A 26,632-nucleotide genomic window follows, 5' to 3' on the forward strand; every position below is an offset into this window, starting at 1 on the left:
GCCGGTTCCGCGCAGTCCGGTCCCCTCCTCTGCCAGGCCTTTCCCGTCTCCGTTATCTCATCGCTATCTTTTCGAGATCATTTCGATATGGAGCGCGGTCCTGGGCCGTTATCGAACTGCGACATGCTTGCTTTTGCGAAACAGCGTCGGATCCACGGCGTCGAGACATCCCGAGCGAAAGGTTCGTGCCGATGATCGACCCCACTACTCCCGAGACTCCGTCCGATTCCCCCGCACCGTCGCCGGCCTTCGGAGCCACCCTGTCGGAACGTGCCGGATACGCCGTGCTCTCGGTCGCCGGCGAGATCGACATGACCACCGCGCACCTGCTGCGCTCCGCGCTCGACAACGCCCATCGCGGCCGTGCCCTCGTCGCCGACATGGGCGGCGTCACCTTCTTCGGCGCGGTGGGCCTCACGATCCTCCTGCGCGCGACCTCCGCCCATCCCGGCACCGTCGCCGTCGTCGCCCCGGCAGGACGCGTCCGCCGGACGATCGCCGCGGCCGGGGTCCGCTCCCGCCTGAATCTGCACGACAACCTCGATTCGGCCGTCGGCTCCCTGGTTCCGGCCGGCGGCCCGCTGGTCACCGCCGTCGAACCGCCCTGCTCCGCGGCGAGCTGATTCGCGAAGACGCCCCCGGCACCCCCGCGGTTCCGGGGACAATTTCCCCATGCAGGGGCTCGAAGTCGTCCACAGCGGGATGTTCACCACCGTCCAGGACCGCGGCCGGCCGGAACACGGGGACCACGGGCTGGGCACGTCCGGCGCCGCCGACCGCGCGGCGCACGACGCCGCCAACCGGCTGGTCGGCAACGAGCCCGCCGCCGCGACCCTCGAGGTCGCCGCCGGCGGGCTGACCGTGCGCAGCATCGGCGAGAACGTCGTCGCGGTGACGGGCGCCCGCGTGCCGGTGACCGTCGACGGCCACCCCGAGGCCGACTACGCGATGCTGAAGCTGGACGACGGTGACGTGCTGGCGCTGGGCAGCCCGTCGAGGGGGCTGCGCTCGTACCTGGCGGTGCGCGGCGGAATCGACGTGCCCGAGACCCACGGCAGCCGATCCACCGACACCCTGACCGGGACCGGCCCCGCCCCGATCAGGGACGGCGACCGGCTCCCGGTCGGCACCCTGGCGGGCGAGCTGCCCATCGAGGAGCAGATCCCGCCGCCGGCCCCGATCGAGGATCCGGCGATGCTGCGTGTGCGTCTGAGCCGGCACTCCGAGGTGTTCAGCGCCGGTTCGGTGCACGCGCTGCTGCACGAGACGTGGACCGTGACGCCGCAACTGGACCGCGTCGGGATCCGGTTGCACGGCCCGGGCAGGCTGCATCTCGCGCGGGGCGGGACCGACCGCCCGGAGCCGACCGTCGCGGGCTCGGTGCAGGTTCCCCCGGACGGCAACCCCATCCTGTTCCTGGCCGACCATCCCGTCGTCGGCGACCACCCGGTGATCGCCGTCGTCGTGCCCGCCGATCTTCCCGTCGCCGCGCAGCTCGAGCCGGGGCACCGGGTGCGGTTCGTCGCCACCCTCACGCGGTGACCCCGCGACCGGTCAGGACACCGCCGCATCGCTCGACGACCGGACCGCGAGGCCCGGGCCCGCAACGAGGTGTTCCTCGACGCGATTGTCCCGCACGGTGATTCGTCGCAACGTGCCGGCCGGCGTGCGGACGTCGACCGTGCCGTCGAGCACGTGGTCGAACGTGAAACCCGTGCATCCGGCCGGGACCGTCGCACGCGGGCCCCGCGACGCGCGGCGCAACCGCGCCCGGCGCGAGAGGAAGGTGTCGATCAGGTAGGCCAGCCACTCCGTGTAGAAGTAGAAGCAGTCGCCGCCGTTCCAGCCGAGTGCGGTGCCGTCGGCGGTGGGCACCCACTGGCACCACGACAGCGGGCGCCCCCGCCTGGGCAGTCCGTCGGCGGGCGACCGGTGCGGGCCACTCGCCGGGCCGGCGAACGCGACGAGAAAGTCGATCTCCTGCCGGTTCAGCGGAGGATCGATCTCGATCCGTCCGGTGAATTCGGTTCGATGTGCCATGTGTCCCCCGTCCGCGGTCGATCGCTCTACCCGATTCGACGCAGTCGGGGACGGAACCGTTCCCCGGAACATCCGGCCGCGTGGTCCCCGGTCGGCCGCCACCTCGATGGGTGTCGCGGCCGACCGTCGGCGCGGATCCGGGACTACTGCAGGCGGCGCTGACGCGCGATGTCCGCGAGGACGACGCCGGCGGCGACGGACGCGTTGAGCGACTCCACGTCGCCGGCCATCGGGATCGACAGGATCGAGTCGCACGTCTCGCGGACCAGGCGCGACAGTCCCTTGCCCTCGGAGCCGACGACGATCACCACCGGATCGGTGCCGTCGAACTCGTCGAGGCTGGTGTCGCCCCCCGCATCCAGCCCGACGACCCGGACGCCCCGGGACTGCCACTCCTTGAGGGTGCGCGTCAGGTTCGTCGCCCGGGCGACGGGGAGGCGCGCCGCGGCACCCGCGCTGGTCCGCCACGCCACCGCCGTGACCGCGGCGCTGCGCCGCTGCGGGATCAGCACGCCGTGCCCGCCGAACGCGGCCACCGACCGGATCACCGCGCCGAGGTTCCGCGGATCGGTGATGTTGTCGAGGGCCACCAGCAGCGGCCGCTCGTGGTGGTCGTGGGCGACGGCCAGCAGGTCGTCCGGATGGGCGTAGCGGTACGGCGGGACCTGCAACCCGATGCCCTGGTGCATGCCGTTGGCGGTGAGACGGTCGAGCTCGCCGCGCGGAACCTCGAGGATCGAGATGCCCGCGTCCCCGGCCCGCTGCACGGCCTCCTTGAGGCGCTCGTCCGCCTCGGCGCCGACCGCGACGTACAGCGCCGTCGCGGGAACATCCGCGCGCAGGCACTCCACGACCGGGTTGCGGCCGAGCACCATCTCCGGCCCGTCCTCGCCCTTGCGGCCGGCGGTGCTGCGGCCGCGCTTGTCGGCGGCCTTCGCCGCGGCGCGGGCGCGCCGCGCGGCGGGATGGTACGGCCGGTCCTCGGCCTTGGGGGTGGCACCGCGGCCCTCGAGGCCGCGGCGGCGCTGCCCGCCGGACCCGACGACCTGGCCCTTCTTGGTGCCGCCCTTGCGGACCGCACCTCGTCGCTGAGAATTTCCAGCCATCACTGCCCTGCTTTCAGGGACCACTCGGGTCCGTTCGGCGTATCGGTCACCTCGATGCCCGCCGCCGTCAATCGATCGCGCACCTCGTCGGCGAGCGCCCAGTTCTTCGCGGCCCGCGCCGCCTGCCGGCGGTCGAGTTCGGCAGCCACCAGCACCTCGAGGGCCTCGAGGGCCGCCGAGTCGCGGCCGGCCACCTCGGCCCAGTGCGGGTCGAGCGGGTCCACCCCCAGGATGCCGAGCATGGCGCGTACCTGCGCGGCGATGTGCACCGCGGTGTCCAGGTCGCCGGCGTCGAGCGCCTTGTTGCCCTCGCTGCGCCGGCCGTGGATCTCGGCGAGCGCCTTCGGGACGCCGAGATCGTCGTCGAGCGCCGCGGCGAACTCCTCGGTCCACGTTCCTACCGGGATGTCGCCGGCCCGGTCCCGGGTCTTGAGGACGAACGCCTCGAGGCCGCGGTACCCGGCCGCCGCCTCGTGCAGCGCGGCGTCGGAGTATTCGAGCATGGACCGGTAGTGGGCACTGCCCAGGTAGTACCGCAGCTCCTGGGGCCGCACCCGGGCGAGCACGTTCGGGATGGACAGCACGTTGCCGAGCGACTTGGACATCTTCTCGCCGCCCATCGTGACCCAGCCGTTGTGCAGCCAGTACCGCGCGAACCCGTCGCCGGCGGCCTTGGCCTGGGCGATCTCGTTCTCGTGGTGCGGGAAGACGAGATCCATTCCGCCGCAGTGGATGTCGAAGGACTCGCCGAGGTAGTACTCGGCCATCGCGGAGCACTCGAGGTGCCAGCCCGGGCGGCCGCGGCCCCACGGCGTCGGCCACGACGGCTCGCCCGGCTTCGCCGCCTTCCACAGGGTGAAGTCCCGCGGATCCCGCTTGCCGCTGCCCGCGCTCTCCCCCTGATGGACGTCGTCGATCCGGTGGCCCGACAGCCGGCCGTACTCGGGGTAGCTGAGCACGTCGAAATAGACGTTCCCGTCGGCCGCGTAGGCATGCCCGGCGTCGATCAGGCGCTGCATCAGCTCGACCATCTGGGTGACGTGACCCGTCGCGCGAGGCTCCACCGACGGCGGCAGCACACCGAGCTGGTCGTAGGCGCGGGCGAAGGCCCGCTCGTAGGTCGTCTTCCACTCCCACCAGGGCCGGCCCGCCTCGGTGGCCTTGCGCAGAATCTTGTCGTCGATGTCTGTGACGTTTCTCACAAAGGCGACATCCAGGCCCTTCGCCATGAGCCAGCGCCGCAGCACGTCGAAGGCGACGCCGCTGCGCACATGACCGATGTGGGGCTCACCCTGGACCGTCGCGCCACAGAGGTACACCGAAGCCCGGCCGGGGACCAGCGGAACGAAATCCCGCACGGCCCGCGATTCGGTGTCGAACAAGCGCAAGGTCACGACCGGCCATCCTACCGGTCGTCGTCGCGCGAAAATACGAGTGCCGTCGCGACGGCCGCGACGCCCTCGCCGCGCCCGGTCAGGCCGAGGCCGTCCGTCGTCGTCGCCGACACCGACACCGGCGCCCCGAGCGCCTCGGACAGCACCCGCTGCGCCTCGTCGCGGCGGGGACCGATCCTGGGCCTGTTCCCGATCACCTGGACGGCGGCATTCCCGATCGCGAAGCCCCCGCCGTCGAGCAGGCGCCGCACCTCGGCGAGCATGGCCGCACCGCTCGCGCCGTGCATCTCCGGCCGGCCGGTGCCGAAGACGGAACCGAGGTCGCCGAGGCCGGCCGCGGAGAGCAGGGCGTCGCACAGCGCGTGGGCCGCGACGTCACCGTCCGAATGCCCCGCACACCCGTCGGCGTCCTCGAACAGCAGACCGGCCAGCCAGCACGGCCGTCCGGGCTCGATCGGATGGACATCGGTTCCGATCCCGACGCGCACTCAGCTCTCCTGTCCGACGGGGGCCCCGGCCGCGAGCACGGCACGGGCCAGGACCAGATCGAGCGGTGTGGTGATCTTGAAGGCGAGCGGTTCGCCCGGGACGGTGTACACGCCCTCGCCGAGGCGCTCGACGAGACCGGCGTCGTCGGTCGCGTCCCCGGCGCCGGCGTTGGCGCGGCGCAGCAGGCCGGCCTCGAATCCCTGCGGGGTCTGTACCGCCCGGAGGACGGACCGGTCGGGGGTGCCGGTGACACGGCCGTAGCGGTCGACGCTCTTGACGGTGTCCGCGACCGGCAGCACGGGGATCACCGCGGACCGTCCGCCGCGCAGTTCCACCACGATCCGGGCGAACAACCGCGGCGGAGTGAGGGCGCGTGCGGCGTCGTGCACCAGGACGTAGGCCGCGTCCTCCGCCGCCGCCAGCCCGGCGCGCACCGAATCGGTGCGCTCCGCGCCGCCCGCCACCACGCACACCCGCGCCGGCGCCGTGGCCGCGACGGACGCCACCAGCTCCGGCGGCACCACCACGACCACGCGGTCGACCACCGCCGAGGCCAGCATGGCCTCCACTGCCCGGTCCAGCATCGTGCGCCCGTCGAGTTCGACGAACGCCTTGGGCAGCGATTCGCCCAGACGTACACCACGGCCGGCCGCCGGAATGATTCCGACGACCGGCCCGTTGCGATCGCTCATCTGTAATTCTGCAGTTCGCGCGGCCGCTCAGGAAGCGGCGGCGAGCACCTCGTCGAGCAGGCTGTCGGCCTTGACGTCGTCCGTGCCCTCCGCGAGCGCGAGCTCGCCGACGAGGATCTGCCGCGCCTTGGCCAGCATCCGCTTCTCACCTGCGGACAGGCCGCGGTCCTGCTCCCGCCGCCACAGGTCACGCACGACCTCGGCGACCTTGTTCACGTCTCCGGAGGCCAACTTCTCGAGGTTGGCCTTGTACCGCCGCGACCAGTTGGTCGGCTCTTCGGTGTGCGGTGCGCGCAGCACCTGGAAAACCTTGTCGAGGCCTTCTTGCCCGACCACGTCGCGAACGCCGACGTATTCTGCATTATCCGCAGGTACCCGAACCGTCAGGTCGCCCTGGGCGACTTTCAGAACCAGATATTCCTTCTGCTCACCCTTGATGGTGCGCGTTTCGATAGCTTCGATCAGCGCCGCACCGTGATGGGGGTATACGACGGTATCTCCGACCTTGAAAATCATGTGTCCCGTGCCCCTTTCGATTCTTCGAGTTTAACACGTGCTTACGTCCGGCTCTCATCAACGGCGCAGGTCAGGGGCACAGACGCGTGCGCGTAGGACTTGACAGCCAACCGGTTACGTGCATCCGGTGATGTTCGACACACCGCCCGGAGCGGCCCTTCGCGGCCCCGCGGACGCGGCCCGAGGGGGACGAAAGCCCCGACTTCCGCCCCCGGCGCAGACTCGGCGCCCTTCGACTACTACTCTGCCTAGTGGATTGCGAGCCTTACTCGAGTGGAGGACAACCCGTGACTGCTCCCAAAGCGCCGACTCGCCGAGTCGCGACCGCTCTCGCCCTGGCCGCGGGTGCGGCGCTCACGCTGTCCGCCTGCGGCGCCGGTCAGATCAGCCAGACCGCCACCCAGGTGGCCGCGGTCAACGGCAACACCGCCGAGCTCGGAAACATCGCGCTGCGCAACGTGCACGTGATCTACCCGGACTCCGAGGAGTACAGCCTCGAACCCGGCGGCAAGGCCGCGCTCGGCTTCACCGTGGTCAACCTGAGCGAGACCACCCCCGACGAGCTGACCCGCATCACCACCGACTTCGCGTCCTCCGCCACCGGCGTGTCCGGCCTGCGCATCGAGCCGCAGGCCTCGATCTCGGCCGGCCTGACCGGCGAAACCCTCGCCGAGGACGCGACCGCCGAAGCCGCGACCGACGAGTCCCCGCGCCCCGCCGAGGCCGCCGAGTCCTCCGACACCCCGTCCGTGGCCCAGGTCGAGCTCACCGGACTGAAGGAGGGCGTGCGCCCCGGCCTGACCATCCCGGTCACGTTCACCTTCGCCGAGGCCGGCGACGTCACCATGCAGGTCCCGGTCGACGCCGGACCGGACGTCGAGCGCAACGTCTCCGAGAAGTCGCCGGTCGAGGGCGAGGGTCACTGACCGGCACCCCCGACGCACCCGGGGCCCGGGGCGAGCACTCCGCTCGCCCCGGGCCCCGGTTTCGTGTCGGCCCCCGGCCCTAGGCTGACGCGGTGGCAAAGACGAAGTCGATCTACCGCTGCACCGACTGCGGGCACACCGTCGCGAAATGGGTCGGCCGCTGCCCCGACTGCGGGACGTGGGGTTCGATGGACGAGGCGCCGGCCCTGCCTGCCGCGGTGGCGTCGCGGCCCGGCACCTCGCTCGCCCGCGCCGGGGCCGCGGCACTTCTCCCCACGACCCCGGCCACGCCGCTGACCCTCGTCGACAGCCGGACCACCCACGCGAAGCCCACCGGCATCGAGGAACTCGACCGGGTGCTCGGCGGCGGCGTCGTTCCCGGCTCGGTGGTGCTGCTCGCCGGGGAGCCCGGCGTCGGCAAGTCCACCCTGCTGCTCGAGGTGGTCCACCGCTGGGCGCGGCGCGGCAGCGACGACCGGGCCCTCTACGTCACCGGGGAGGAATCGGCGGGACAGGTACGGTTGCGCGCCGACCGCACGGGTTCGGTGCACGAACGCGTCTTCCTCGCCGCCGAGTCGGATCTGGCGACCATCTTCGGACACATCGAGCAGGTCAAGCCGACGCTGCTGGTGGTGGACTCCGTGCAGACGATGCTCGCCGCCGACGTGGAGGGCGTGTCCGGCGGCGTCACCCAGGTCCGGGCGGTGACCAGCGCGCTGACCTCGCTCGCCAAGGCCAGCGGCGTCCCGGTGCTGCTCATCGGGCACGTCACCAAGGACGGTGCGGTGGCGGGTCCGCGTTCGCTCGAGCATCTGGTCGACGTGGTGCTGCACTTCGAGGGCGACAAGCACTCCACACTGCGCATGGTGCGGGGGGTGAAGAACCGCTTCGGTGCCGCCGACGAGGTGGGCTGCTTCGAACTGACCGAGGGCGGCATCGTCGGTGTCAGCGACCCGTCGGGCCTGTTCCTGCACCATCGGACCGAGGAAGTGGCCGGCACGGCCGTCACCGTCACCATGGACGGCAAGCGGCCGCTGCTCGGCGAACTGCAGGCGCTGGTGGTGCCGACGCAGAACCCCGCACCCCGGCGCGCGGTCAGCGGCCTGGATGCGGCACGGGTCGCGATGGTGCTGGCGGTACTCGAGCGGCGATGCCGGCTGCCGCTCGGCAAGTGCGACGTCTATGCCTCGACCGTCGGCGGCATGCGCATCACCGATCCGGCCGCGGACCTGGCCCTGGCCCTGGCGGTCGCGTCGGCCGCACGTGAGCGCCCCCTGCCGCCGGGCACGGTGCTGCTCGGCGAGGTCGGCCTCGCCGGCGAGGTGCGCCGGGTCACCGGGGTCGGGCGGCGCATCGCGGAGGCGGGGCGGCTCGGATTCACCCGCGCGATCGTGCCGCACGAACCCGCGGCGGCCCCGGTGGGCGGCCGCACGTCGCGGTCCCCGGCCTCCGACGGGGATCCGATCGAGGTCGGCAACGTCGGCCAGGCGCTCGCCGCGCTGGGCATGTAGGCGTGTCGGAACCGGATGCGAACATGTGTTCGTGTCCGGTCACGCGACCATCCTGCACGCCGATCTCGACTCGTTCTACGCATCCGTCGAGCAGCGCGACGACCCGGGCCTGCGCGGCCGGCCCGTGATCGTGGGCGGGGGTGGCGTCGTACTCGCCGCCAGTTACGAGGCCAAGGCCTGCGGCGTCGCGACGGCCATGCCCGGGCGCGCCGCCCGCGCCCTGTGCCCGGCGGCGATCGTCGTTCCTCCGCGCATGCACGCGTATGCGCAGGCCAGCCGCGCCGTGTTCACGGTATTCGAGCAGACCACGCCGCTCGTCGAGGCCGTTTCCATCGACGAGGCCTTCCTCGACGTCGCCGGGCTGTGGCGAATCGGCGGCACCCCGGCCGACATCGCGGCCCGGCTGCGGCGCGACGTCGCCGAACAGGTGGGGCTGCCGATCACGGTGGGGGTGGCCCGGACCAAGTTCCTCGCGAAGGTCGCGAGCGGCGTCGCCAAGCCGGACGGGCTGCTGGTGGTGCCTCCCGACCGGGAACTCGAGTTCCTCCACCCGCTGCCTGTCGAACGCCTGTGGGGCGTCGGCAAGGTCACCGCCGCGACCCTGCACGCGCACGGCATCCGTCGCGTGGCCGACCTGGTGCGGGAGAGCGAGGTCGAGCTCGTCGCCCTGCTCGGCACGTCCATGGGACGTCACCTGCATGCGCTCGCGCACGGGCACGATCCGAGACCGGTCCGCCCCCACCACCGGCGCCGGTCCATGGGCGCGCAGCACGCCCTCGGCCGGCCCCGCAGCGCCGCCGGACACGATCCCGAGAAGGTCGACGGGACGCTGCGGATGCTGGTGGAACGGGTCACCGGCCGCATGCGCGCGGCCGGGCGGCCCGGTCGCACCGTGGTGCTGCGCCTGCGCTTCGCCGACTACACGCGGGTGACGCGGTCGCACACGCTGCGCGGACCCACCGCCCGGACGGACGTCGTCCTCGGCGCCGCGCGGGAACTGCTGGCGCAAGCGGGGCCGCTGGTCGCCGATCGGGGGCTGACCCTGATCGGCGTGGCCGTGTCGAATCTCGACTCCGCGGACACCGAACAGCTCGAGCTGCCGTTCGACGAACCGGCCTCCGACGGTGCGGCGGCCGGCCATCCGCCCGTCGACCGCCACGCGTTGGACGCCGTGCTCGACGACGTGCACGGCCGGTTCGGCACGCGGGCGCTCACGTCGGCCTCGCTGCTCGGCCGGCGTCCGCACCCGGCCGTGCCCCTCCTGCCGGAGTGACCGGGGCGGCTACACGGACGAGGTGCCGTGCGGCGACCTGGGTACCCCGTCGACGAAGTCCTTGGCCCTGTCGAAGTGCTGCGCGCCGACGGTGAGGAACAACCCGCGCGACGTCGCGACGACGACGTCCGGGTCGGCGAACGGTCCCTCGACGATGCGGGCCTCCGCGCTGGTGTACACCTTGCGGCGCACCGTCCCGTCGATCCGGGCGCGCAGCTCGAGCACCGACCCGAGCGGGATAGGCTTGGCGAAGTCGATCTGCAGGTGGCCGGTGACGACGGGCCGGCGCAGCACCATGCATGCCATGCCCTGCGCCTCGTCGAACGCCGTGCTCAGGATCCCGCCGTGGATGAAGCCGGGACCGCCCTGGTAGCGGTTCGCGACGTCGAGCATGCCGGTGATCTCGAGACCCTCGCCGAACGTGAACTGCATCGCCATTCCCGCGGGCTGGTCGTCGCCGCAGCCGAAGCACTTGCTCCAATGGGACGGAATCGGCGCGCCTGCCCCGGGATGGTCGTCGGGAAGCTTGGGAAGGGTGAGGTCGTCGGGCAGGGTCCAGGTACCGCTCATGGGGCAGTAATCTAGTCGGCGGTTCGGTCGGCTCCACCCGGCGGACCGACACGAAGTGATGTTCGCCGCACCGGCCGGACACGGGAAGGATCCATCGATGACCGATGTGGCACCGTCCGTGACGCTGCGCGAGACCATCGCCCGGCTCGCGCCCGGCACCGCCCTGCGCGACGGACTCGAGCGCATCCTGCGCGGCCGCACCGGAGGCCTGATCGTTCTCGGGTTCGACGACGACGTGGCAGCGCTGTGCGACGGCGGCTTCGAGCTGGACGTGGAGTTCGCCCCCACCCGGCTGCGGGAGCTGTCGAAGATGGACGGAGCGGTCGTGGTGTCCACCGACGGCGGCCGCATCGTCAGGGCCAACGTGCAGCTGGTACCCGATCACCGGATCCCCACCGTCGAATCCGGCACGCGGCACCGCGCCGCCGAGCGCACCGCGATCCAGACGGGCTACCCGGTGGTGTCGGTGAGCCAGTCGATGAGCATCGTGACCGTCTACGTCGACGGCCAGCGGCACGTGATCAACGATTCGGCGACCATTCTCTCCCGCGCCAACCAGGCCGTCGCGACGCTCGAGCGCTACAAGTCGCGGCTGGACGAGGTCACCCGGCAGCTGTCGGTGGTGGAGATCGAGGACTTCGTGACGCTGCGCGACGCGCTCACCGTCGCGCAGCGGCTCGAGATGGTGCGCCGCGTCTCGGTGGAGATCGAACAGGAGGTGCTCGAACTGGGCACCGACGGGCGGCAGCTGGCACTGCAGCTCGAGGAGCTGGTGGGCGACAACGACCTGGCCCGGCAGCTGATCGTGCGGGACTATCTGGCCGGCACCGAGGCGCCGCAGCTCGTCGCCGTCGAGCAGACCCTCGCCGCGCTGGACCGGCTCACCGACGTCGATCTGCTGGATCTGACGACGTTGGCGCGCGTGTTCGGGTATCCGGGCACGATCGAGGCGCTGGACGCGGCGACGAGTCCGCGCGGTTACCGCGTGCTGCATCGGGTGCCGCGGCTGCAGTCGTCGCAGATCCATCGGCTGGTCGGCTCGTTCGGGAGCCTGCAGGGCCTGCTGGCGGCGACGGCGGCGGACCTGCAGTCCGTGGAGGGCATCGGCGGGCTGTGGGCCCGCTACATCCGCGAAGGGCTGTCGCGGTTGGCGGAATCGTCCATCAGCGGCCCGTACGACTGATCCGCGAGCACGGCGGCGCGCCGGTCGGGCGGTGTCGGCCGGTCAGGCGATGTTGAACGGCTCCGGCGTGCTGCGCAGGCCCCCGAGCTGGCCGACCACCGTGTAGGCCCCGGCCGGAACCCGCTCCCGCGGTGCCTGGCAACCGGGCTCGGAGGTCGTTCCGGACCACTTCACCGCGAAGGCGGCCTGGTCACCCGGGGCCAGCTTGCGCACATCGGCGGTGGACTCGGGGAAGCAGTCGGTGTTCGCCCACAACCGCCGGCTGCCGTCGAGCGAGTAGACCAGCACCTGCTGCAGGCCCGCGCCGAGGTCGCGCTCGCAGGCGGCCGTGCCGATGTTCGTGATGACGATGGTGAACTCGGGCTCCTCGCCCACCTGGTAGTTGGGCCGGTCCGCGGTCACCCGCACGGCGAGCGACTGGTCCGGGCACTGCCCGGCCGCGACGGCGGACGCACTCGCCGCCGCGGAACTCGAGGACCCGGCGGACCCAGACGTCGTGCTCGACTGCGACGACCCCGACTGCGACGACCCCGAATCGGAGCCTCCGGAGGACCCGCCGGGGCCGGCGGCGGCGACGCCGTCGGCCTCCTCGCTCCCGGTGCTGCTGGTGGGTGTGCGGGTGGTGCTGGTCTCGGACGTCAGGACGCCGGCGGCCGCCGGGTCGGGCTCCGGGTCGTCGCCCCCGCCGGTCAGGGACAGGACGAGCCACACGACGAGCGCGAGCACGACCACGCCGACACCCACGGCGAGCGCGCGTCGACGCCAGTAGATCTCGGGGGGCAGCGGCCCGGTCGGTTCAAGCACGCCTCACACGGTATGTGCCACCGGCGAGGCGTCGCCGCACCGAAGTCGGCGTGTCGCGTCAGTCGACGGTCACACCGATGTCGCCGACGTGTCCCTGCAACTGGACGTGACCGTCGGAGAGCTTGTAGGTCACGCCCGCGATGGCGCACTGCCCCTTGGCGATGCGCTCGGCGATGATCTGGGACCGCTGGCTGAGCAACTTCCCGGTCTCCACCACGTGGCGGCCCTCGAGCTCGTCGACCGTGGACAGCCCGTCGTTGCGGCCCATGAGAATCGACGGCGCGACGCGCTCGACGATGTCCCGGATGAATCCCGGCGGGATGTCTCCCTTGTCGAGGGCGTCCAGGGTGGCCTTGACCGCGCCGCAGCTGTCGTGACCGAGCACGACGATCAACGGCACGTTCAGCACGCCGACCGCGTACTCGATCGAACCGAGCACCGCGCTGTCGATCACGTGTCCGGCGGTGCGCACGACGAACATGTCGCCGAGGCCCTGGTCGAAGATGATCTCGGCGGCCACCCGCGAGTCGCCGCATCCGAAGAGCACCGCGATGGGGTGCTGCTCGTTGACGAGGGTGGCACGGTGGTCGATGCCCTGGCTGGGGTGCAGCGGGGTACCACTGACGAAACGCTGGTTACCCTCGGTCAGGGCCTTCCACGCGGATATGGGGTTGGAGTTAGGCATAAGGGCATTATCCATCCCTTACTGTGACGCATCCCGCTCGGTGGAGTTACCGCGGGGCTAAATCGGGCCGACAACGGGACGGGAGGATGTGAGAGATGCCGGTCGACGCGACCGCCCTGCTGCGCTGGTACGCCGCCGAGGCGAGGGATCTGCCGTGGCGCGAGGAGGGCGTCACCGGGTGGCAGATCCTGATGAGCGAGGTGATGCTGCAGCAGACGCCGGTGGCCCGCGTGGCACCGATCTGGCTGGAGTGGGTGCAGCGGTGGCCGGTGCCGTCGATGATGGCCGCGACGAGCCAGGCCGACGTCCTGCGCGCCTGGGGCAGGCTCGGATATCCGCGCCGGGCGCTGCGGCTGCACGAGTGCGCCGGGGTCCTGGCCACCGAGCACGGCGACGTGGTCCCTGCCGACGTGGACGTGCTGCTGTCGCTGCCGGGCATCGGCGCGTACACGGCGCGGGCGGTCGCCTGCTTCGCGTACGGCCGGCGCGTCCCGGTGGTGGACACGAACGTCCGTCGCGTCGTCGCGCGGGCGGTGCACGGTGCCGCCGAACCCGGTAATCCGTCGGTCACCCGGGACCTGGCCGACGTCGAATTGCTCCTGCCGCGAACCCGCGAGCGGGCGGCGACGTTCTCCGCAGCCCTGATGGAACTCGGTGCGACCATCTGCACGGCCCGCTCGCCCGACTGCGCCCGGTGCCCGCTGCCGCGGTGCGCATGGGTGGAGGCCGGCCGGCCCGCCCACGACGGCCCGCCGCGACGGGTGCAGAAGTTCACGGGCACCGACCGTCAGGTGCGGGGCAAGCTCATGGCCGTACTGCGCGAGAGCGACGTCCCGGTCGAGCGGCCGGTGCTGGACCGGGTGTGGCTCACGGATCCGGGGCAGCGCGACCGGGCGCTGCACTCGCTGCTCGTGGACGGTCTCGTGGAGCAGACCGACGACGGACGTTTCGCGCTCGCCGGCGAAGGCCTCGCCGGCCAGGCGTGATCAGGCGAGGGTACGGAGGAATCGTTCGACCTCGGCGCGATATTCGTCGGGGCGTTCGTCGTGCACCAGGTGCCCTGCGCCCGGAATCCGGGCGTACCGGGCCCCGGGGTGCTCGTCGGCCATCCGCCGCATCTGTCCATCCGGGGTGATGGTGAACTCCCCCTCGACGAGCAGGGCAGGCACCGAGATCGACCGCCACTGGTCCCAGAAGTGCCGGGCGCCCCACTCCTCGGAGATGTCGCGGAAGGTGGCCACCTCGCCGTGCAGGTACCAGCCGTCGGCCCGATGCTCGAAGGAGTCGAGGAAGTACCGCCCGGCGACGTCGCCGAAGTAACCGACGACCGCCTCCTCGTCCGGGAACGGCTGCGGCCACCGCGCGATCATCGCGGCCCAGTCCGCCGCGGTGCGGCCCCGGAAGTCGGGGGCCATGTCCTCGACGACGAGCGCGGCCACCCGGCCGGGGTGCGCGGCGGCGAAGCACCACCCGTGCAGGGCGCCCATCGAGTGCCCGATCACCACCAGCGGTTCACCGATGCCGTCGAGGTGCGCGGCGAGGTCTGCGACGAACGCCTCGGTGGTGAGCCGATCCGGGGCGGGACGGCCGTGGCCGGCGGCGTCGAAGGTGTGGACGTGGCCGTGCGCGCGCAGCCACGGCAACTGCCGGCGCCACGTGCGGGAGCTGCCCATCAGGCCGTGCAGCAGCAGGATCGGCCGCCCGGAACCACCTTCGTCGTGCAACACAACCGCCAAGGTAGCGGAGTACGCTCGCCGCCATGGCAGTGGTGAAGATCAATGCAATCGAGGTCCCCGAGGGCGCGGGCCCGGAACTGGAGACGCGCTTCGCGCATCGCGCGCACACCGTGGAGAACTCGCCGGGCTTCCTCGGTTTCCAGCTCCTGCGGCCGGTGCAGGGCGAGACGCGCTACTTCGTGGTGACCCAGTGGGAGTCGGAGGAGGCGTTCGCGGCGTGGCGGGACGGCCCGGCCCGGCAGGCGCACGCCGGTGAGGCGAAGCGGCCGGTCGCGTCGGGGGGCGTCGCTGCTCGAATTCGAGGTCGTGCTCGACGTCAAGGCCGCCGGCGAGGACACCGATCAGGGCTGAGCGCGCCGCCGTGAACGCGCAGCGCTCTTTCAACTACCCGCACGTCGGCGCCACGCGCGGCAGGGTTCCGGCAGGGTTCCGGCACGCGCACCTCACCCGCCGCCTCGGCTCGGGCGACGTCGCGTTCCGCACCGCCGTTCGGGCACTGGAAAGCTGGAACATGCAGCGGCATGCGGGGTTTCGCGTCGATGCGAATACTCCGCGGCCGCGGGCGGGGCTGGAGGTACGGCTGGATCCACGGTTCGGTCCGGCGCGCTGGGGTGCGTGGTGCCGCGTGGTCTACGTCGTCGACGAGCCGGATCGCCGCGGTTTCGCGTACGGCACCCTCGACGGTCACCCCGTCAGCGGTGAGGAGGCGTTCGTCGTCGAGCGACGGCCCGACGGCGCGGTGTTCGGCCACATCAGCGCCGTCTCCCGCCCCGGCCGATGGTTCACCCGCCTCGGCGCGCCGGTCCTGCCGCTCGCTCAGCGGTGGATGATGGGCCGCTACCTCGACGCGCTCGCCGGACGGTGACCCACACCGCGGGTGCGCGGGTGCCGGGGACGACACGGTCGTCGCCGCAGCGGGTGCGCACCCGCGGTGGTGGAATCGCTCAGGATTCGAGTGCCGCGTCGAGCGTGATGTCCACCCCGGTCAGTGCCTTGCTGACCGGGCAGCCCTCCTTGGCACCCTGCGCGGCCTTCGCGAACCCGTCGGCATCGAGGCCGTCGACCTCGCCGCGCACCGTCAGCTTGATGCCGGTGAGCCGGAAACCGCCGTCCGGGTCGGGGCCGAGCGAGACGTCGGCCGTGACGTCGAGGCTCTGCGGCGTGCCGCCGGCCTCGGCGATCAGCGCCGAGAGCTGCATCGCGTAGCACGACGAGTGTGCCGCGGCGATGAGCTCCTCCGGACTGGTGGTGCCACCGGCGTCCTCGGCGGCCCGCTTGGGGAACGAGACGTCGAACGTGGCGCGGCCGGAGCTGGTGAGTTCGACCTGTCCGGCGCCGTCCTGCAGGCCACCGTTCCAGGCGGTGCGAGCGGTACGTGTGGGCATCGATCGGTCCCTTCGTCGTGGGGTGTCCTCCCCCGCCGAACCTACGCCACGTCGCGCGGCCCGGCTCCGGTTCTGCACGGCGGCGGGCCGCCCCTGCTGCACGGCGGCGGGCCGGCTCCGGTTCTGCACGGCGGCGGGCCGCCCCTGCTGCACGGCGGCGGGCCGCCCCTGCTGCACGGCGGCGGGCCGCCCCTCTGCACGGCGGCGGGCCGCGCCCGCTAGGTTCGCGGGTGTGTTCACCCGGCCGACGCTGCGCCGCGAGTCGCGGCTGTTCGTCATCGGCTCCGCCCTGTTCGCCGCCGGTTCCGGCGGCGTGCTCGTCCTCCCCGCCGCCACCTCGAATCTGCTCTACTTCGTGGGCTCGTGGTTCTTCACCGCGGCAGCGACCGTGCAACTGCTGCTGACGCACCGCCCGCCCGCGGCGACGCGCGTGGACCGGTACGACTGGTGGTCGGCCGCGGTGCAGTGGGCGGGCACACTCGCGTTCAACGTGAGCACCGGATTCGCGCTCGTCGCCGGCCTGACGGCGTCCGAGGAGCGGAACCTGGTGTGGCGGCCCGACGCCGTCGGGTCGGTGTGCTTCCTCGTCAGCAGCGCACTGGCGGTGGTGGCCACCACCGACACCGATGCGCTGTGGGATCCGCACGCCCGCAACTGGCGCAGCACGTGGCTGAACATGCTCGGTTCGCTCGCATTCGGCGCCTCGGCCGTCGGCGCCCACATCGATCCGGCCGGCGAAACACTCGCGCCGCGGCTCGCGGACCTCGGCACGTTCGTCGGGGCGGTGTGCTTCCTCGTCGCGGCGCTGTGGATGCGGCCCGCCGATCCGCCGGAACCGCATCGCACGTGAAGGCCCCGGGTCTCGGCAGGAGACCGGCGGGAGTGGTCCAATGGTTTCGTGGTCACGGGTGGCGACCGGGCGCGAGTCGAGGTACTCGGCCCGCTCCGCGTGCTGGATGCGGATCGGCGCGACATCACTCCCGACGGGCTGCTGCAGCGACGCCTGCTGGCACTGCTGGTGCTCCGGCGGGGCCGGGTGGTGCCGGCGCACTCCGCCGTCGATGCCCTGTGGCCGTCCAGGCGACCGGCGGATCCGGCCGCCGCCCTGCAGAACCACATGTTCCGGCTTCGCCGTGGTCTGCCCGACGGCCTGATCGAGTCCGTCGGTGAGGGCTATCGGCTCGATCCGGCCGGTGTCGAGGTCGACGCCGACCGGCTCGTGGTGGCCCTGAGCGCGGGGGCGACGGGGGATGCGGGCGTGCCGGCCGAGATCGACGCCGTGCTCGCGCGCTGGCAGGGCCCCGCCTACCCCGAACTCGACGAGGTGGACGAGGCCCGGGCCGAGGCGACGCGGCTGGAGGAGCTGCGTTCCCGGGCCCACGAGGTCCGGGCCGAGGTGCGGCTCGGACGGGGCGACACCGACGGCCTCGTTGCCGAACTGGTGGCGCTCGCCGACGCGCAGCCGCTGCGGGAACGGCCGCGCGCGCTGCTGATGACGGCGCTCGCGGCGACCGGACGCCGGGCCGAGGCGCTACGGGTCTACGACGACTTCCGGCGGCTGCTCGGCGACGAGCTGGGCATCGAACCGTCGCCGGCACTGGCGGCTCACCACGCGGAACTGCTCGCCGGTGCCGCCGACCGGGTGTGGGCGCCGGTGGGCCGATTGCCGGTTCCGGCGACGTCGCTCGTCGGCCGGGACGCCCTGGCGGTGGCGGTGACCGAGCTGGCGGAGTCCGGGCGCCTGGTGACCCTGGTCGGTCCGGGCGGGGTCGGCAAGACCCGGTTGCTCCTCGAGGTCGGGCACCGGCTCCGGGCCGCCCGACCGGATCGGCCGGTGGTGTTGTGCGAATTGGCCACTGCCGACCCGGACTCCGCGGTCGACGTGGCCGCCGCCGCCCTGCGGATCGACGCCCGTCCCGGCACCTCCCTCGCCGAGCGAGTGGCCGACGTGCTGGGCGACACCGAGCTCGTGCTGCTGCTCGACAACTGTGAGCACGTGCTCGATCCGATCGCCGCTGTCGTCGAACGCCTGCTCGCCACCTGCGCGCACGTGCGGATCGTGGCGACGAGCCGGGAGCGGCTCCGAGTCGTAGGCGAGCACGTCCGCCAGGTGCCGACGCTGTCGTACGACGGCGAGGACGCACCGGCCGTGCGGTTGTTCGAGGAGCGGGCGCGGGCCGTCGTCCCGGGCTTCGAGCCGGACGGGCGAGAACTCGCCTGCATCGCCGAGATCGTGCGGCGCCTGGACGGGTTGCCGTTGGCGATCGAGCTGGCAGCCGCGTGCCTGCACACCCACGAGGTCGCGGAGGTCGCCGCGGGCCTGGACCACCGCTTCGAGCTGCTGGCGTCGGGGTACCGCACGTCGCCGCGGCACGGGTCGCTGGCCGCGGCGGTGTCGTGGTCGTTCGGGCTGCTCGCGGAGGATCTGCAGCGGACCTTCGCGGAACTGTCGGTGTTCTCGGGCTCGTTCGACGCGGCCGACGCCGCGGCGGTCTGCGGCACGGATCCGGGGACGGTCACCGCGGCGTTGACACACCTCGTGGAGCGCTCGCTGGTGCTGCGGATACCCGGCCGCCGGTACATGCTGCTCGAGACGCTGCGGGCGTTCGGCGCCGAACAACTCACCCGCGAGGGCCGGGTCGACCTCGTCGCGGAACGGCACGCCCGGCACCTGGCCGACTGGGTCGACCGGGCGGATTCACGACTGCTGCAGCCGGGCGAGCAGGTCCTGGCGCAGATCGATGCCGCCGTACCGGAGTTGCGCAGCGCGCTCGGCTGGTTGCTCGACCACGACGAGGTCGCGCTCGCGGGTCGTCTCGTCAATGCCCTGCTGGACTACGGGATCTTCCGGCTGCGACCGGACGTGCTGGGCTGGGCGCGGCTGGTGATCGACGCCGATCCGGAGGGCCGGAGCCCGTTCGCCGCGCGCGTGCGGGTGGTGGCCGCCTACGCGGCATGGATGTCCGGCGACGTGGCCGAGACGGGTCGGCTCAGCGCCGCTGCGTTGCGCGCCGTCGAGCGGGCGAAGACCGAGCCGGCGGCGGAGGCGATGACCGTTCGCGGGAGCTACGAGTTGTTCGAGGGGCATCTCGACGAGGCCGCCGCCTGGTACCGGCGGGCCGCCGCGGCCGCCGCGAACGACCCGGCGCAGCGGCTCATGGCGCGGGCCACGGAGCTGCTGCCGTTGGGCTATGCGGGTGACCCGGCCGCCGTCGAGCAAGCCGAGGCACTCCTCGCCGAGGTCGCCGACGCACGCACCCCGCACGCCGCGTATGTCTGGCACTGCGCCGGGGAGGCGGACCTGGCAGTCGACGTCGAACGGGCCCGCGCGCGCTTCGCTCGGGCACTGGACATCGCGGAACAGACGAACGCCTCGTTCGTGACCGGTCTCGCCGGCGCGTCGAAGGCGTCCATCGACGCCCGGATCGGTGACCCGGCGGCCGCCGCCGACGAGTACCGGCGCCTGATCCCGCACTGGCGGCGCGCCGGGATGTGGTCGACGCAGTGGACGATGCTGCGCTCGATCGCCGGGCTTCTCGAACGCCTGGACCGCTACCGCGACGCCGCGGTGCTCGAGGGGGCCGTGCGCGCGACCGCGGCCGGTCATCGCATCTTCGGCGCCGACGAGGTGGCCCTGGACGAGCTCGGCGCGCGACTGCGCGCCGCGCTCGGCGACGACGCGTACGAGGCGGCGCGACGACACGGCGCGATGCTCGACGGCGAGGCCGCCGCCGAGCATGCGCTCCGCGCGCTGTGACCGCCCGGGCCGGGGCGCGACCTCACCACCTGGGCTGTTCGCCGAGAATGCCGAGCAGCGACTTGCCGACGAGTTCGTGGGTGAGCGCGTCGTTGCCGGGGTGGAATCCCCCGCACCGCACGTCGCGGTAGAGGCGTTCGAGCTCGTTCCCGGTGAACATGCCGGCGCCACCGGCCACGTCGAGGGCGATGTCGACGACCCGTTTGGCCGCTTCCACCGCCCGCCACTTCATCGCATACACCTTGGGCACCCACTCGTCGCCGTGGTCCGTGCCGGCCACCCAGTCCGCGACGAACCGGTCGAGCGTCGCCGAGGCGGCGTCCAGCTCGAGATACATCTCCGCGACCTGGTGCTGCACGAACGGGTTGTACGCGTACGCGCCCCGCTCGATCGCCACCGAGGTCTTGCGCCGGGCGCTGCGGACGGCGAGTTCCAGGGCGCGGTCGGCGATCCCCAGGTACACCGCCGCCATGAGCGAGAGCGGCCACATCGTCATCGCCACGAGGAACGGGTCGCTGCCGTCGCCCGCGGGGACGACCCGCCCGATGCGGTCGTCGGGCACGAAGACGTCGTCGAGAACCGTGTCGTGGCTCTGCGTCGGCCGCATGCCGAGGGTGTCCCACGTCTCCACGACCTTCACCCCCGCGCTGCCTCGTTCGACGAAGGCGTGCACGATGTGCGGCCCGCCCGCCGCGTCCGCGTCGACGGCGTGCGCGCCGAGCCACCGCCACGCCGGACCGTTGGAGCCGAACTGTTTGCGGCCGGTGAGCCGGTAGCCGCCCGCCACGCGCTGCGCCCGGCACGTCGACAGCAGCACCGGGATGTCGTTGCCCGTCTCGGCGTGTCCGGCGGCGAACACGTCGCCGGCCACCGCGGCCTCCAGGATCCAGCGGAGCGACGTGTCGCCCGTGCGTTCCAGTTCGGTGGCGATCCCGATCCAGTAGGAGTGCATCGTCATCGCCAGCGCGGTCGCCGGGGCGTAGCGGGCGAGGCGCCGCTGGCTCGCGGCCAGCCGGGCCAGATCGAGGCCCCATCCCCCGTAGCGGGTGGGTACGGCGGCGCCGAGATAGCCGGCGGCCCGCAGCTCGGCGAGGTCCTCGTCGAAGTAGGAGTTGGACCGGTCGAGTTCGCCGGCACGGGATCGGAACCGCTCCAGCATCTCGGTCGGCAACTCGGCCGCGGTCCGGTTCCGGGTGGGGTTCAGGGTGAGTGTGGTGTCCATGGCCACGACGATGCGCCCGCCTGCTCTCACCGCGCTCCCACCGGATCCCAGCGCGCCGAGAGCGCGCGGGAGCGCCGGGGCAGGGCCCGCACGGACCGTGAGAGGCATGAACGCGACGACATCCCTGCCCCTGTCCGGGACGATCCTGTCGATCTGGGCCCACCCCGACGACGAGACCTACCTCGCCGCCGGCGTCATGGCCGCCGCCCGCGACGACGGCCGGCGCGTCGTGTGCGCCTCGGCCACCGCCGGCGAGCACGGAACCGCCGACCCCCGCTCGTGGCCTCCGGAGCGGCTGGGCCGGGTCCGCCGCTGGGAAGCGGCCGCCGCCATGGCCGTCCTCGGTGTCGAAGAGCACCACGTCCTCGGCCTGCCGGACGGTGCCCTCGCCGAGCACGAGGACACCGGTCTCGCGTGGGCCGGACGGCTCCTCGACGACGTCCGCCCCGGCACGATCCTGACCTTCGGTGCCGACGGGATGACCTACCACCCCGACCACACCGCCGTGCACCGCTGGGTCACCCGGGCCTGGCGTGACCGCGGTTGCCGTTCCCGGCTGCTGTATGCCACCCCCACCGTGGAGCATCTCGACCGGTTCCGGGACCTCTACGAGGAATGGGGCATGTACATGAGCGACGAGCGCCCCACGGGCGTGCGCGAAGAGCGGCTCGCGGTCCACGTCCGGCTGCACGGGCTCGCGCTCGACCGCAAACTCACCGCGCTGCGGGCCATGGCGACCCAGACCGCCGACCTCGTCGCGCGGATCGACCCGGCGGTCTACGCGGCCCAGATCGCGGAGGAGGCGTTCGTCGCCGCCCCTCGCGTCCCGGACCGCGGCGATGCGGCGACGAGAACCGCAGTGGCGCGGTGACGGGCCGGGCTACCGGTGCCGCTCGGCGAGGCGCTCGGCCGACGACCGGACCTGCTCCCGGAGTTCGGGCGGCCCGAGCAGCTCGGCGTCGTCGCCGAGTTGCCACATCGCGGCGCCGGCGTGGGTGGCCCCGCCGAACTCCGCCTCGGCCTCCCACCAGCCGTCGCCGGTGGGCCGCTGCGCGACGACGCGGATCGCGATCCCCGCGAGGTCTTCCCGGCGCCGGTCCCGGATCCGCACCGCGGCGGTGACCGTGCCCAGACCGGCCCGGAACTCGGTGCGGCGCCGCTGCCAGATCCGGGCGAGGTCGACGTCGGGTGGGCGGTGAGCCGCGGTGTCGAGCGGTTGCACCCGTTCCATGCGGGAGAGGCGGTAGGTGCGTTCGGCGCCGCGATGCAGCGCCACCAGATACCAGCGGCCCGCCGCGCTGACCAGCCCGAGCGGGTCGACCGTCCGCCACCGCGCCTCGGCGCCACGGGAGCGGTAGCGGATGCGCAGGCGGCGATCGGTGAACACGGCCTGCTGGACGACGCCGAGGTGCTCGTCCCGCCGGTGATCGACCACCCACCCCGACGAGCTGACGACGATCCGCTCCCCGACCCGCGCGGCGGCGGTGCGCTGCGCCTCGGGCAGCGCGACGGTCACCTTCCGCATCGCCGAGGCGAACGCGGAGGCCATGCCGAGCGAGTCGGGGGTGGCCGACGCGCTCGCCGCGAGCAGGGCGGTCGCCTCGTCGACGGTCAGGCCGGTCAGGTCGGTGGTGAAGCCGGGGAGCAGCGCGAAACCGCCGTCGCGTCCGCGTTCGGCGTAGACGGGGATCCCGGCCGCCGACAGGGCCTCGACGTCGCGCAGCACGGTGCGCACCGAGACCTCGAGTTCCCTGGCGATCGCGGGGGCGGTCATCCGGCCCCGGTGTCGCAGCAGCAGGACCAGGGACAGCAACCGATCGGCTCGCACCTGCCGAACTCTCCCAGAAATACATGACAGAAGGTGTCGTGTTTCGCGCGCAGGATCGTGTCCGGCAGCAACCACACGACCGAAAGGCCCGATATGAGCACCGCGTCCGACCCCCGTCCCCTCTACCGCGACGCCCTGGCGTGGGTGGCCACGCTGATCGACGAGGTCCGCCCCGAGCAGATGACCGACCCGACGCCCTGCCCGGACTACGACGTGCGCGCGCTGCTCGGCCACCTCGTCGCCACCGTCGATCGCGGCCGCGTGATCGGCAGCGACGGCGACCCGCTGAGCGTTCCGGAGTTCCTGACGGGCGTGCCCGACGACGCGTGGCGCGCCGAACTCGAGCGGGCGCAGGCCCACTACCGGAAGGTGTGGAGCGACGACGACCTGCTCGACCGGCCCGTCGTCGCGCCGTGGGGAACGGTGCCCGGCCGCGCCGCGGTGCTGAGCAATCTCAACGAGGCCCTCGTGCACGGCTGGGATCTCGCCGTCGCCACGGGACTGCCGGCCGAGCCGGATCCGGTGCTCGTGGAGGCCGCGTTCGTCGTCGCGCGCAGCAAGATCCCCGCCTCCGTGCGCGGCGGACGGGTTCCCTTCGGCGCGGCCGTCGAGCCGGCGCCGGACGCGAGCCCCGTCGAGCGGCTCGCGAACTGGTCCGGGCGGGACACCGCGGCCTGGCGGCGCTGATCCCGACACACCAACGCCGACGGGCGGCACCCGCAGTGGGTGCCGCCCGTCGGCGTTCGTCGGAGCAGGACTACTCGGCGTCCTTGGCCAGGGCCACCGCCGGGGTGTCGGGCACCGCGGCCGGCTTCTCGCTCGGGGTGAAGGTGAACTTCGCGTTCTCCCCGGCACCCTCGCCGTCCCAGCCTTCGACGTCGACCAGGACGATCTGGCCGGGGCCGATCTCGTTGAAGAGGATCTTCTCCGAGAGCTGGTCCTCGATCTCGCGCTGGATCGTGCGGCGCAGCGGCCGGGCGCCGAGGACCGGATCGAAGCCCCGCTTCGCGAGCAGCGACTTCGCCTTCTCGGTGAGCTCGATGCCCATGTCCTTGTTCTTCAGCTGCACCTCGACGCGGCCGATCATCAGGTCCACCATCTGGATGATCTGATCCTGCGTGAGCTGGTGGAAGACGATGATGTCGTCGATGCGGTTGAGGAACTCGGGCCGGAAGTGCTTCTTCAGCTCGTCGTTGACCTTGAGCTTCATCCGCTCGTAGTTCGACTCGGCGCCGGAGCCCTTGGTGAAGCCCAGGCCGACCGCCTTCGAGATGTCGGCGGTACCGAGGTTCGAGGTGAAGATCAGCACGGTGTTCTTGAAGTCGACCGTGCGTCCCTGGCCGTCGGTGAGGCGGCCATCCTCGAGGACCTGCAGGAGGGTGTTGTAGATCTCCTGGTGGGCCTTCTCGATCTCGTCGAACAGGACCACGGAGAACGGCTTGCGGCGCACCTTCTCGGTGAGCTGGCCGCCCTCTTCGTAGCCGACGTAGCCCGGAGGGGCACCGAAGAGCCGCGACGCGGTGAACCGGTCGTGGAACTCGCCCATGTCGATCTGGATGAGCGCGTCGTCCTCGCCGAACAGGAAGTTCGCGAGCGCCTTCGACAGCTCGGTCTTACCGACGCCGGACGGGCCGGCGAAGATGAACGAACCGGCGGGACGCTTCGGGTCCTTCAGGCCGGCGCGGGTACGCCGGATCGCCTTGGCGACGGCCCTGACGGCGTCCTCCTGGCCGATGATCCGCTTGTGCAGCTCGTCCTCCATGCGGAGCAGACGGGTGGTCTCCTCCTCGGTGAGCTTGAACACCGGGATACCGGTCCAGTTGGCGAGGACCTCGGCGATCTGCTCCTCGTCGACCTCGGCGATGACGTCGAGATCACCGGCGCGCCACTGCTTCTCGCGCTCGGCGCGCTGCGCGACGAGCTGCTTCTCCTTGTCGCGCAGGTTCGCGGCCTTCTCGAAGTCCTGCGCGTCGATCGCGGATTCCTTCTCCCGGCGCGCGTCGGCGATCTTGTCGTCGAACTCGCGCAGGTCCGGCGGCGCGGTCATCCGGCGGATGCGCATGCGCGCACCGGCCTCGTCGATGAGGTCGATCGCCTTGTCCGGCAGGAAGCGGTCGTTGATGTAGCGGTCGGCCAGGCTCGCCGCGGCGACCAGCGCCTTGTCGGTGATGGACACGCGGTGGTGCGCCTCGTACCGGTCGCGCAGGCCCTTGAGGATCTCGATGGTGTGCTCGACCGTCGGCTCGCCCACCTGCACCGGCTGGAACCGGCGCTCGAGCGCGGCGTCCTTCTCGATGTACTTGCGGTACTCGTCGAGGGTGGTGGCACCGATGGTCTGCAGCTCGCCGCGCGCCAGCTTCGGCTTCAGGATCGACGCCGCGTCGATGGCGCCCTCGGCGGCACCCGCGCCGACGAGCGTGTGCAGCTCGTCGATGAACAGGATGATGTCGCCGCGGCTGTTGATCTCCTTGAGCACCTTCTTCAGGCGTTCCTCGAAGTCACCGCGGTAGCGGCTGCCCGCGACCAGCGAACCGAGGTCGAGGGTGTACAGCTGCTTGTCCTTGAGCGTCTCGGGGACCTCGCCGTTGACGATGGCCTGCGCCAGGCCCTCGACGACGGCGGTCTTGCCGACGCCCGGCTCGCCGATGAGCACCGGGTTGTTCTTGGTGCGGCGGCTCAGGACCTGCATGACGCGCTCGATTTCCTTGGCGCGACCGATGACGGGGTCGAGCTTGCCCTCGAGCGCGGCCTGCGTGAGGTTGCGGCCGAACTGGTCGAGCACCAGCGACGTCGACGGGGTGCCGGCCTCGCCACGGCTGGTGCCGGATTCCTGGGGCTCCTTGCCCTGGTACCCGGAGAGCAGCTGGATGACCTGCTGGCGCACCCGGTTCAGGTCCGCACCGAGCTTGACGAGCACCTGTGCCGCGACGCCCTCGCCCTCGCGGATGAGGCCGAGGAGGATGTGCTCGGTACCGATGTAGTTGTGTCCGAGCTGCAGCGCCTCACGCAGGCTGAGCTCGAGCACCTTCTTGGCACGGGGCGTGAACGGGATGTGGCCCGACGGGGCCTGCTGTCCCTGGCCGATGATCTCCTCGACCTGGCTGCGGACGCCTTCGAGGGAGATCCCCAAAGATTCGAGCGACTTGGCCGCTACGCCCTCGCCTTCGTGAATGAGGCCCAGGAGAATGTGCTCCGTGCCGATGTAGTTGTGGTTGAGCATCCTGGCCTCTTCCTGAGCCAGGACGACGACGCGCCGCGCGCGATCGGTGAACCTTTCGAACATCGCACTCCCTCACACTCTCCGGCCGACAGGTCCGGTACGCGGATCGTTCCGGACCCGGCTGCCGCGTTTCGCTCCGGCACTCGAGTCGTCGAGTGGAACCAGGTTCCACGACCCCACTTGACACTCTAGTTGCCGCCGTTTCGAGGCGCTGCCCCTCCACCCGATCGGCGCGGGCGGCAACTCCGGTCACGAGGGGTAACGCTGCACGTCGGCACGGCGTTCCCGCCTCCGT

26 protein-coding genes and 1 pseudogene are annotated in these 26,632 nt (G+C 72.2%); 13 read left to right on the forward strand and 14 right to left on the reverse strand.

Annotated features, from left to right (window positions below; translation table 11 throughout):
* The first annotated feature begins 191 nt into the window (after nucleotides 1-191).
* Nucleotides 192-623 (forward strand): STAS domain-containing protein, encoded by a 432-nt coding sequence (locus tag JYA75_RS00825; protein WP_029540784.1) that lies wholly within the window; start codon nucleotides 192-194, stop codon nucleotides 621-623.
* 49 nt (nucleotides 624-672) lie between these two features.
* Entirely contained in the window at nucleotides 673-1,542 is an 870-nt protein-coding gene (locus JYA75_RS00830; protein ID WP_029540782.1) for a biotin-dependent carboxyltransferase family protein, read from the forward strand.
* 12 nt (nucleotides 1,543-1,554) lie between these two features.
* Here the strand turns inward: JYA75_RS00830 and JYA75_RS00835 are convergent, their stop codons facing one another.
* From JYA75_RS00835 to carD, 6 genes are all read right to left on the reverse strand, one after another.
* Nucleotides 1,555-2,040: a hypothetical protein gene (locus tag JYA75_RS00835; protein WP_029540778.1), complete on the reverse strand. Its 486-nt coding sequence runs from the start codon at nucleotides 2,038-2,040 to the stop codon at nucleotides 1,555-1,557.
* Between the two features lie 143 nt (nucleotides 2,041-2,183).
* A complete protein-coding gene (gene rlmB / locus JYA75_RS00840; RefSeq protein ID WP_029540775.1) occupies nucleotides 2,184-3,146 on the reverse strand; it encodes a 23S rRNA (guanosine(2251)-2'-O)-methyltransferase RlmB in 963 nt (320 codons plus the stop codon).
* Nucleotides 3,146-4,540: a cysteine--tRNA ligase gene (gene cysS, locus JYA75_RS00845; RefSeq protein ID WP_029540772.1), complete on the reverse strand. Its 1,395-nt coding sequence runs from the start codon at nucleotides 4,538-4,540 to the stop codon at nucleotides 3,146-3,148. The genes rlmB and cysS overlap by 1 nt, the downstream gene beginning before the upstream one ends.
* 11 nt (nucleotides 4,541-4,551) lie before the next feature.
* Nucleotides 4,552-5,028, reverse strand: a complete 477-nt coding sequence (gene ispF, locus JYA75_RS00850) for a 2-C-methyl-D-erythritol 2,4-cyclodiphosphate synthase (RefSeq protein WP_029540770.1) — start codon at nucleotides 5,026-5,028, stop codon at nucleotides 4,552-4,554.
* Nucleotides 5,029-5,721: a 2-C-methyl-D-erythritol 4-phosphate cytidylyltransferase gene (gene ispD / locus JYA75_RS00855; RefSeq protein WP_203329580.1), complete on the reverse strand. Its 693-nt coding sequence runs from the start codon at nucleotides 5,719-5,721 to the stop codon at nucleotides 5,029-5,031.
* A gap of 27 nt (nucleotides 5,722-5,748) precedes the next feature.
* Complete coding sequence (gene carD / locus JYA75_RS00860) at nucleotides 5,749-6,237, reverse strand: RNA polymerase-binding transcription factor CarD (RefSeq protein ID WP_003935974.1); 489 nt, start codon at nucleotides 6,235-6,237, stop codon at nucleotides 5,749-5,751.
* Nucleotides 6,238-6,524: 287 nt separating this feature from the next.
* Here carD and JYA75_RS00865 point away from each other — a divergent pair, with 287 nt between their 5' ends.
* From JYA75_RS00865 to dinB, 3 genes are all read left to right on the forward strand, one after another.
* Nucleotides 6,525-7,163: a hypothetical protein gene (locus JYA75_RS00865; protein ID WP_185713906.1), complete on the forward strand. Its 639-nt coding sequence runs from the start codon at nucleotides 6,525-6,527 to the stop codon at nucleotides 7,161-7,163.
* 92 nt (nucleotides 7,164-7,255) lie between these two features.
* A complete protein-coding gene (gene radA / locus JYA75_RS00870) occupies nucleotides 7,256-8,674 on the forward strand; it encodes a DNA repair protein RadA (protein WP_050034535.1) in 1,419 nt (472 codons plus the stop codon).
* Nucleotides 8,675-8,699: 25 nt separating this feature from the next.
* Nucleotides 8,700-9,947 (forward strand): DNA polymerase IV, encoded by a 1,248-nt coding sequence (gene dinB / locus JYA75_RS00875; RefSeq protein WP_065923078.1) that lies wholly within the window; start codon nucleotides 8,700-8,702, stop codon nucleotides 9,945-9,947.
* A 9-nt stretch (nucleotides 9,948-9,956) separates the two neighbouring features.
* On the opposite strand, the gene JYA75_RS00880 is transcribed toward dinB, so the two are convergent.
* The gene (locus JYA75_RS00880; protein ID WP_029540763.1) at nucleotides 9,957-10,517 is read right to left on the reverse strand and encodes a PaaI family thioesterase; all 561 of its coding nucleotides are present in this window, start codon (nucleotides 10,515-10,517) and stop codon (nucleotides 9,957-9,959) included.
* Between the two features lie 97 nt (nucleotides 10,518-10,614).
* Between JYA75_RS00880 and disA the strand changes: the two genes are divergently transcribed.
* Nucleotides 10,615-11,700 carry a DNA integrity scanning diadenylate cyclase DisA gene (gene disA / locus JYA75_RS00885; protein WP_006947908.1) on the forward strand — a complete coding sequence of 362 codons (1,086 nt, stop codon included), beginning with the start codon at nucleotides 10,615-10,617 and terminating at the stop codon, nucleotides 11,698-11,700.
* A gap of 42 nt (nucleotides 11,701-11,742) precedes the next feature.
* Here disA and JYA75_RS00890 read toward each other — a convergent pair whose 3' ends face one another.
* Together JYA75_RS00890 and JYA75_RS00895 are read right to left on the reverse strand one after the other, a co-directional pair.
* Nucleotides 11,743-12,504 (reverse strand): hypothetical protein, encoded by a 762-nt coding sequence (locus JYA75_RS00890; RefSeq protein ID WP_029540760.1) that lies wholly within the window; start codon nucleotides 12,502-12,504, stop codon nucleotides 11,743-11,745.
* A gap of 58 nt (nucleotides 12,505-12,562) precedes the next feature.
* Nucleotides 12,563-13,189: a carbonic anhydrase gene (locus tag JYA75_RS00895; protein WP_006947904.1), complete on the reverse strand. Its 627-nt coding sequence runs from the start codon at nucleotides 13,187-13,189 to the stop codon at nucleotides 12,563-12,565.
* A 95-nt stretch (nucleotides 13,190-13,284) separates the two neighbouring features.
* Between JYA75_RS00895 and JYA75_RS00900 the strand changes: the two genes are divergently transcribed.
* Nucleotides 13,285-14,175, forward strand: coding sequence for an A/G-specific adenine glycosylase (locus JYA75_RS00900; protein ID WP_006947902.1), 891 nt, complete (start codon nucleotides 13,285-13,287; stop codon nucleotides 14,173-14,175).
* On the opposite strand, the gene JYA75_RS00905 is transcribed toward JYA75_RS00900, so the two are convergent.
* On the reverse strand, nucleotides 14,176-14,916 hold the full coding sequence (locus JYA75_RS00905) for an alpha/beta hydrolase (RefSeq protein ID WP_006947901.1): 741 nt from the start codon (nucleotides 14,914-14,916) through the stop codon (nucleotides 14,176-14,178). It abuts the gene before it with no gap.
* 32 nt (nucleotides 14,917-14,948) lie between these two features.
* Here JYA75_RS00905 and JYA75_RS00910 point away from each other — a divergent pair.
* Together JYA75_RS00910 and JYA75_RS00915 are read left to right on the forward strand one after the other, a co-directional pair.
* Nucleotides 14,949-15,276: pseudogene (locus tag JYA75_RS00910) on the forward strand (antibiotic biosynthesis monooxygenase).
* Nucleotides 15,277-15,286: 10 nt separating this feature from the next.
* Nucleotides 15,287-15,790 (forward strand): DUF1990 domain-containing protein, encoded by a 504-nt coding sequence (locus JYA75_RS00915; RefSeq protein WP_006947899.1) that lies wholly within the window; start codon nucleotides 15,287-15,289, stop codon nucleotides 15,788-15,790.
* A gap of 79 nt (nucleotides 15,791-15,869) precedes the next feature.
* On the opposite strand, the gene JYA75_RS00920 is transcribed toward JYA75_RS00915, so the two are convergent.
* Nucleotides 15,870-16,310, reverse strand: a complete 441-nt coding sequence (locus JYA75_RS00920) for an OsmC family protein (protein WP_006947898.1) — start codon at nucleotides 16,308-16,310, stop codon at nucleotides 15,870-15,872.
* Nucleotides 16,311-16,542: 232 nt separating this feature from the next.
* Here JYA75_RS00920 and JYA75_RS00925 point away from each other — a divergent pair, with 232 nt between their 5' ends.
* Nucleotides 16,543-17,160 (forward strand): YrhK family protein, encoded by a 618-nt coding sequence (locus JYA75_RS00925; protein WP_006930360.1) that lies wholly within the window; start codon nucleotides 16,543-16,545, stop codon nucleotides 17,158-17,160.
* A 48-nt stretch (nucleotides 17,161-17,208) separates the two neighbouring features.
* The gene (locus JYA75_RS00930) at nucleotides 17,209-20,067 is read left to right on the forward strand and encodes a BTAD domain-containing putative transcriptional regulator (RefSeq protein ID WP_185713907.1); all 2,859 of its coding nucleotides are present in this window, start codon (nucleotides 17,209-17,211) and stop codon (nucleotides 20,065-20,067) included.
* Nucleotides 20,068-20,089: 22 nt separating this feature from the next.
* Here JYA75_RS00930 and JYA75_RS00935 read toward each other — a convergent pair whose 3' ends face one another.
* Nucleotides 20,090-21,289: an acyl-CoA dehydrogenase family protein gene (locus JYA75_RS00935; RefSeq protein ID WP_168579027.1), complete on the reverse strand. Its 1,200-nt coding sequence runs from the start codon at nucleotides 21,287-21,289 to the stop codon at nucleotides 20,090-20,092.
* A gap of 106 nt (nucleotides 21,290-21,395) precedes the next feature.
* On the opposite strand from JYA75_RS00935, the gene JYA75_RS00940 reads away from it, so the two are divergent.
* Nucleotides 21,396-22,160, forward strand: coding sequence for a PIG-L deacetylase family protein (locus JYA75_RS00940; protein WP_029540736.1), 765 nt, complete (start codon nucleotides 21,396-21,398; stop codon nucleotides 22,158-22,160).
* Nucleotides 22,161-22,169: 9 nt separating this feature from the next.
* On the opposite strand, the gene JYA75_RS00945 is transcribed toward JYA75_RS00940, so the two are convergent.
* Entirely contained in the window at nucleotides 22,170-23,117 is a 948-nt protein-coding gene (locus JYA75_RS00945) for a WYL domain-containing protein (RefSeq protein WP_185713909.1), read from the reverse strand.
* Nucleotides 23,118-23,210: 93 nt separating this feature from the next.
* Between JYA75_RS00945 and JYA75_RS00950 the strand changes: the two genes are divergently transcribed.
* The gene (locus tag JYA75_RS00950; RefSeq protein ID WP_029540731.1) at nucleotides 23,211-23,804 is read left to right on the forward strand and encodes a TIGR03086 family metal-binding protein; all 594 of its coding nucleotides are present in this window, start codon (nucleotides 23,211-23,213) and stop codon (nucleotides 23,802-23,804) included.
* A 70-nt stretch (nucleotides 23,805-23,874) separates the two neighbouring features.
* Here JYA75_RS00950 and JYA75_RS00955 read toward each other — a convergent pair whose 3' ends face one another.
* Nucleotides 23,875-26,400, reverse strand: coding sequence for an ATP-dependent Clp protease ATP-binding subunit (locus tag JYA75_RS00955; protein ID WP_029540728.1), 2,526 nt, complete (start codon nucleotides 26,398-26,400; stop codon nucleotides 23,875-23,877).
* Nucleotides 26,401-26,632: the final 232 nt, after the last annotated feature.

This window comes from Rhodococcus sp. PSBB066 (genome assembly GCF_017068255.1).
Classification (GTDB): Bacteria; Actinomycetota; Actinomycetes; order Mycobacteriales; family Mycobacteriaceae; genus Rhodococcus; species Rhodococcus aetherivorans.

What these genes read in the sequence shown, in the direction of transcription:
- JYA75_RS00830 (WP_029540782.1), top strand. Translation starts at nt 673, where the DNA reads ATGCAGGGGCTCGAAGTCGTCCACAGCGGGATGTTCACCACCGTCCAG.
- JYA75_RS00935 (WP_168579027.1), bottom strand. Translation starts at nt 21,289, where the DNA reads ATGGACACCACACTCACCCTGAACCCCACCCGGAACCGGACCGCGGCC.
- JYA75_RS00825 (WP_029540784.1), top strand. Translation starts at nt 192, where the DNA reads ATGATCGACCCCACTACTCCCGAGACTCCGTCCGATTCCCCCGCACCG.
- JYA75_RS00955 (WP_029540728.1), bottom strand. Translation starts at nt 26,400, where the DNA reads ATGTTCGAAAGGTTCACCGATCGCGCGCGGCGCGTCGTCGTCCTGGCT.
- JYA75_RS00880 (WP_029540763.1), bottom strand. Translation starts at nt 10,517, where the DNA reads ATGAGCGGTACCTGGACCCTGCCCGACGACCTCACCCTTCCCAAGCTT.
- JYA75_RS00895 (WP_006947904.1), bottom strand. Translation starts at nt 13,189, where the DNA reads ATGCCTAACTCCAACCCCATATCCGCGTGGAAGGCCCTGACCGAGGGT.
- ispD (WP_203329580.1), bottom strand. Translation starts at nt 5,721, where the DNA reads ATGAGCGATCGCAACGGGCCGGTCGTCGGAATCATTCCGGCGGCCGGC.
- rlmB (WP_029540775.1), bottom strand. Translation starts at nt 3,146, where the DNA reads ATGGCTGGAAATTCTCAGCGACGAGGTGCGGTCCGCAAGGGCGGCACC.
- JYA75_RS00920 (WP_006947898.1), bottom strand. Translation starts at nt 16,310, where the DNA reads ATGCCCACACGTACCGCTCGCACCGCCTGGAACGGTGGCCTGCAGGAC.
- JYA75_RS00950 (WP_029540731.1), top strand. Translation starts at nt 23,211, where the DNA reads ATGAGCACCGCGTCCGACCCCCGTCCCCTCTACCGCGACGCCCTGGCG.
- JYA75_RS00940 (WP_029540736.1), top strand. Translation starts at nt 21,396, where the DNA reads ATGAACGCGACGACATCCCTGCCCCTGTCCGGGACGATCCTGTCGATC.
- JYA75_RS00900 (WP_006947902.1), top strand. Translation starts at nt 13,285, where the DNA reads ATGCCGGTCGACGCGACCGCCCTGCTGCGCTGGTACGCCGCCGAGGCG.
- disA (WP_006947908.1), top strand. Translation starts at nt 10,615, where the DNA reads ATGACCGATGTGGCACCGTCCGTGACGCTGCGCGAGACCATCGCCCGG.
- JYA75_RS00835 (WP_029540778.1), bottom strand. Translation starts at nt 2,040, where the DNA reads ATGGCACATCGAACCGAATTCACCGGACGGATCGAGATCGATCCTCCG.
- carD (WP_003935974.1), bottom strand. Translation starts at nt 6,237, where the DNA reads ATGATTTTCAAGGTCGGAGATACCGTCGTATACCCCCATCACGGTGCG.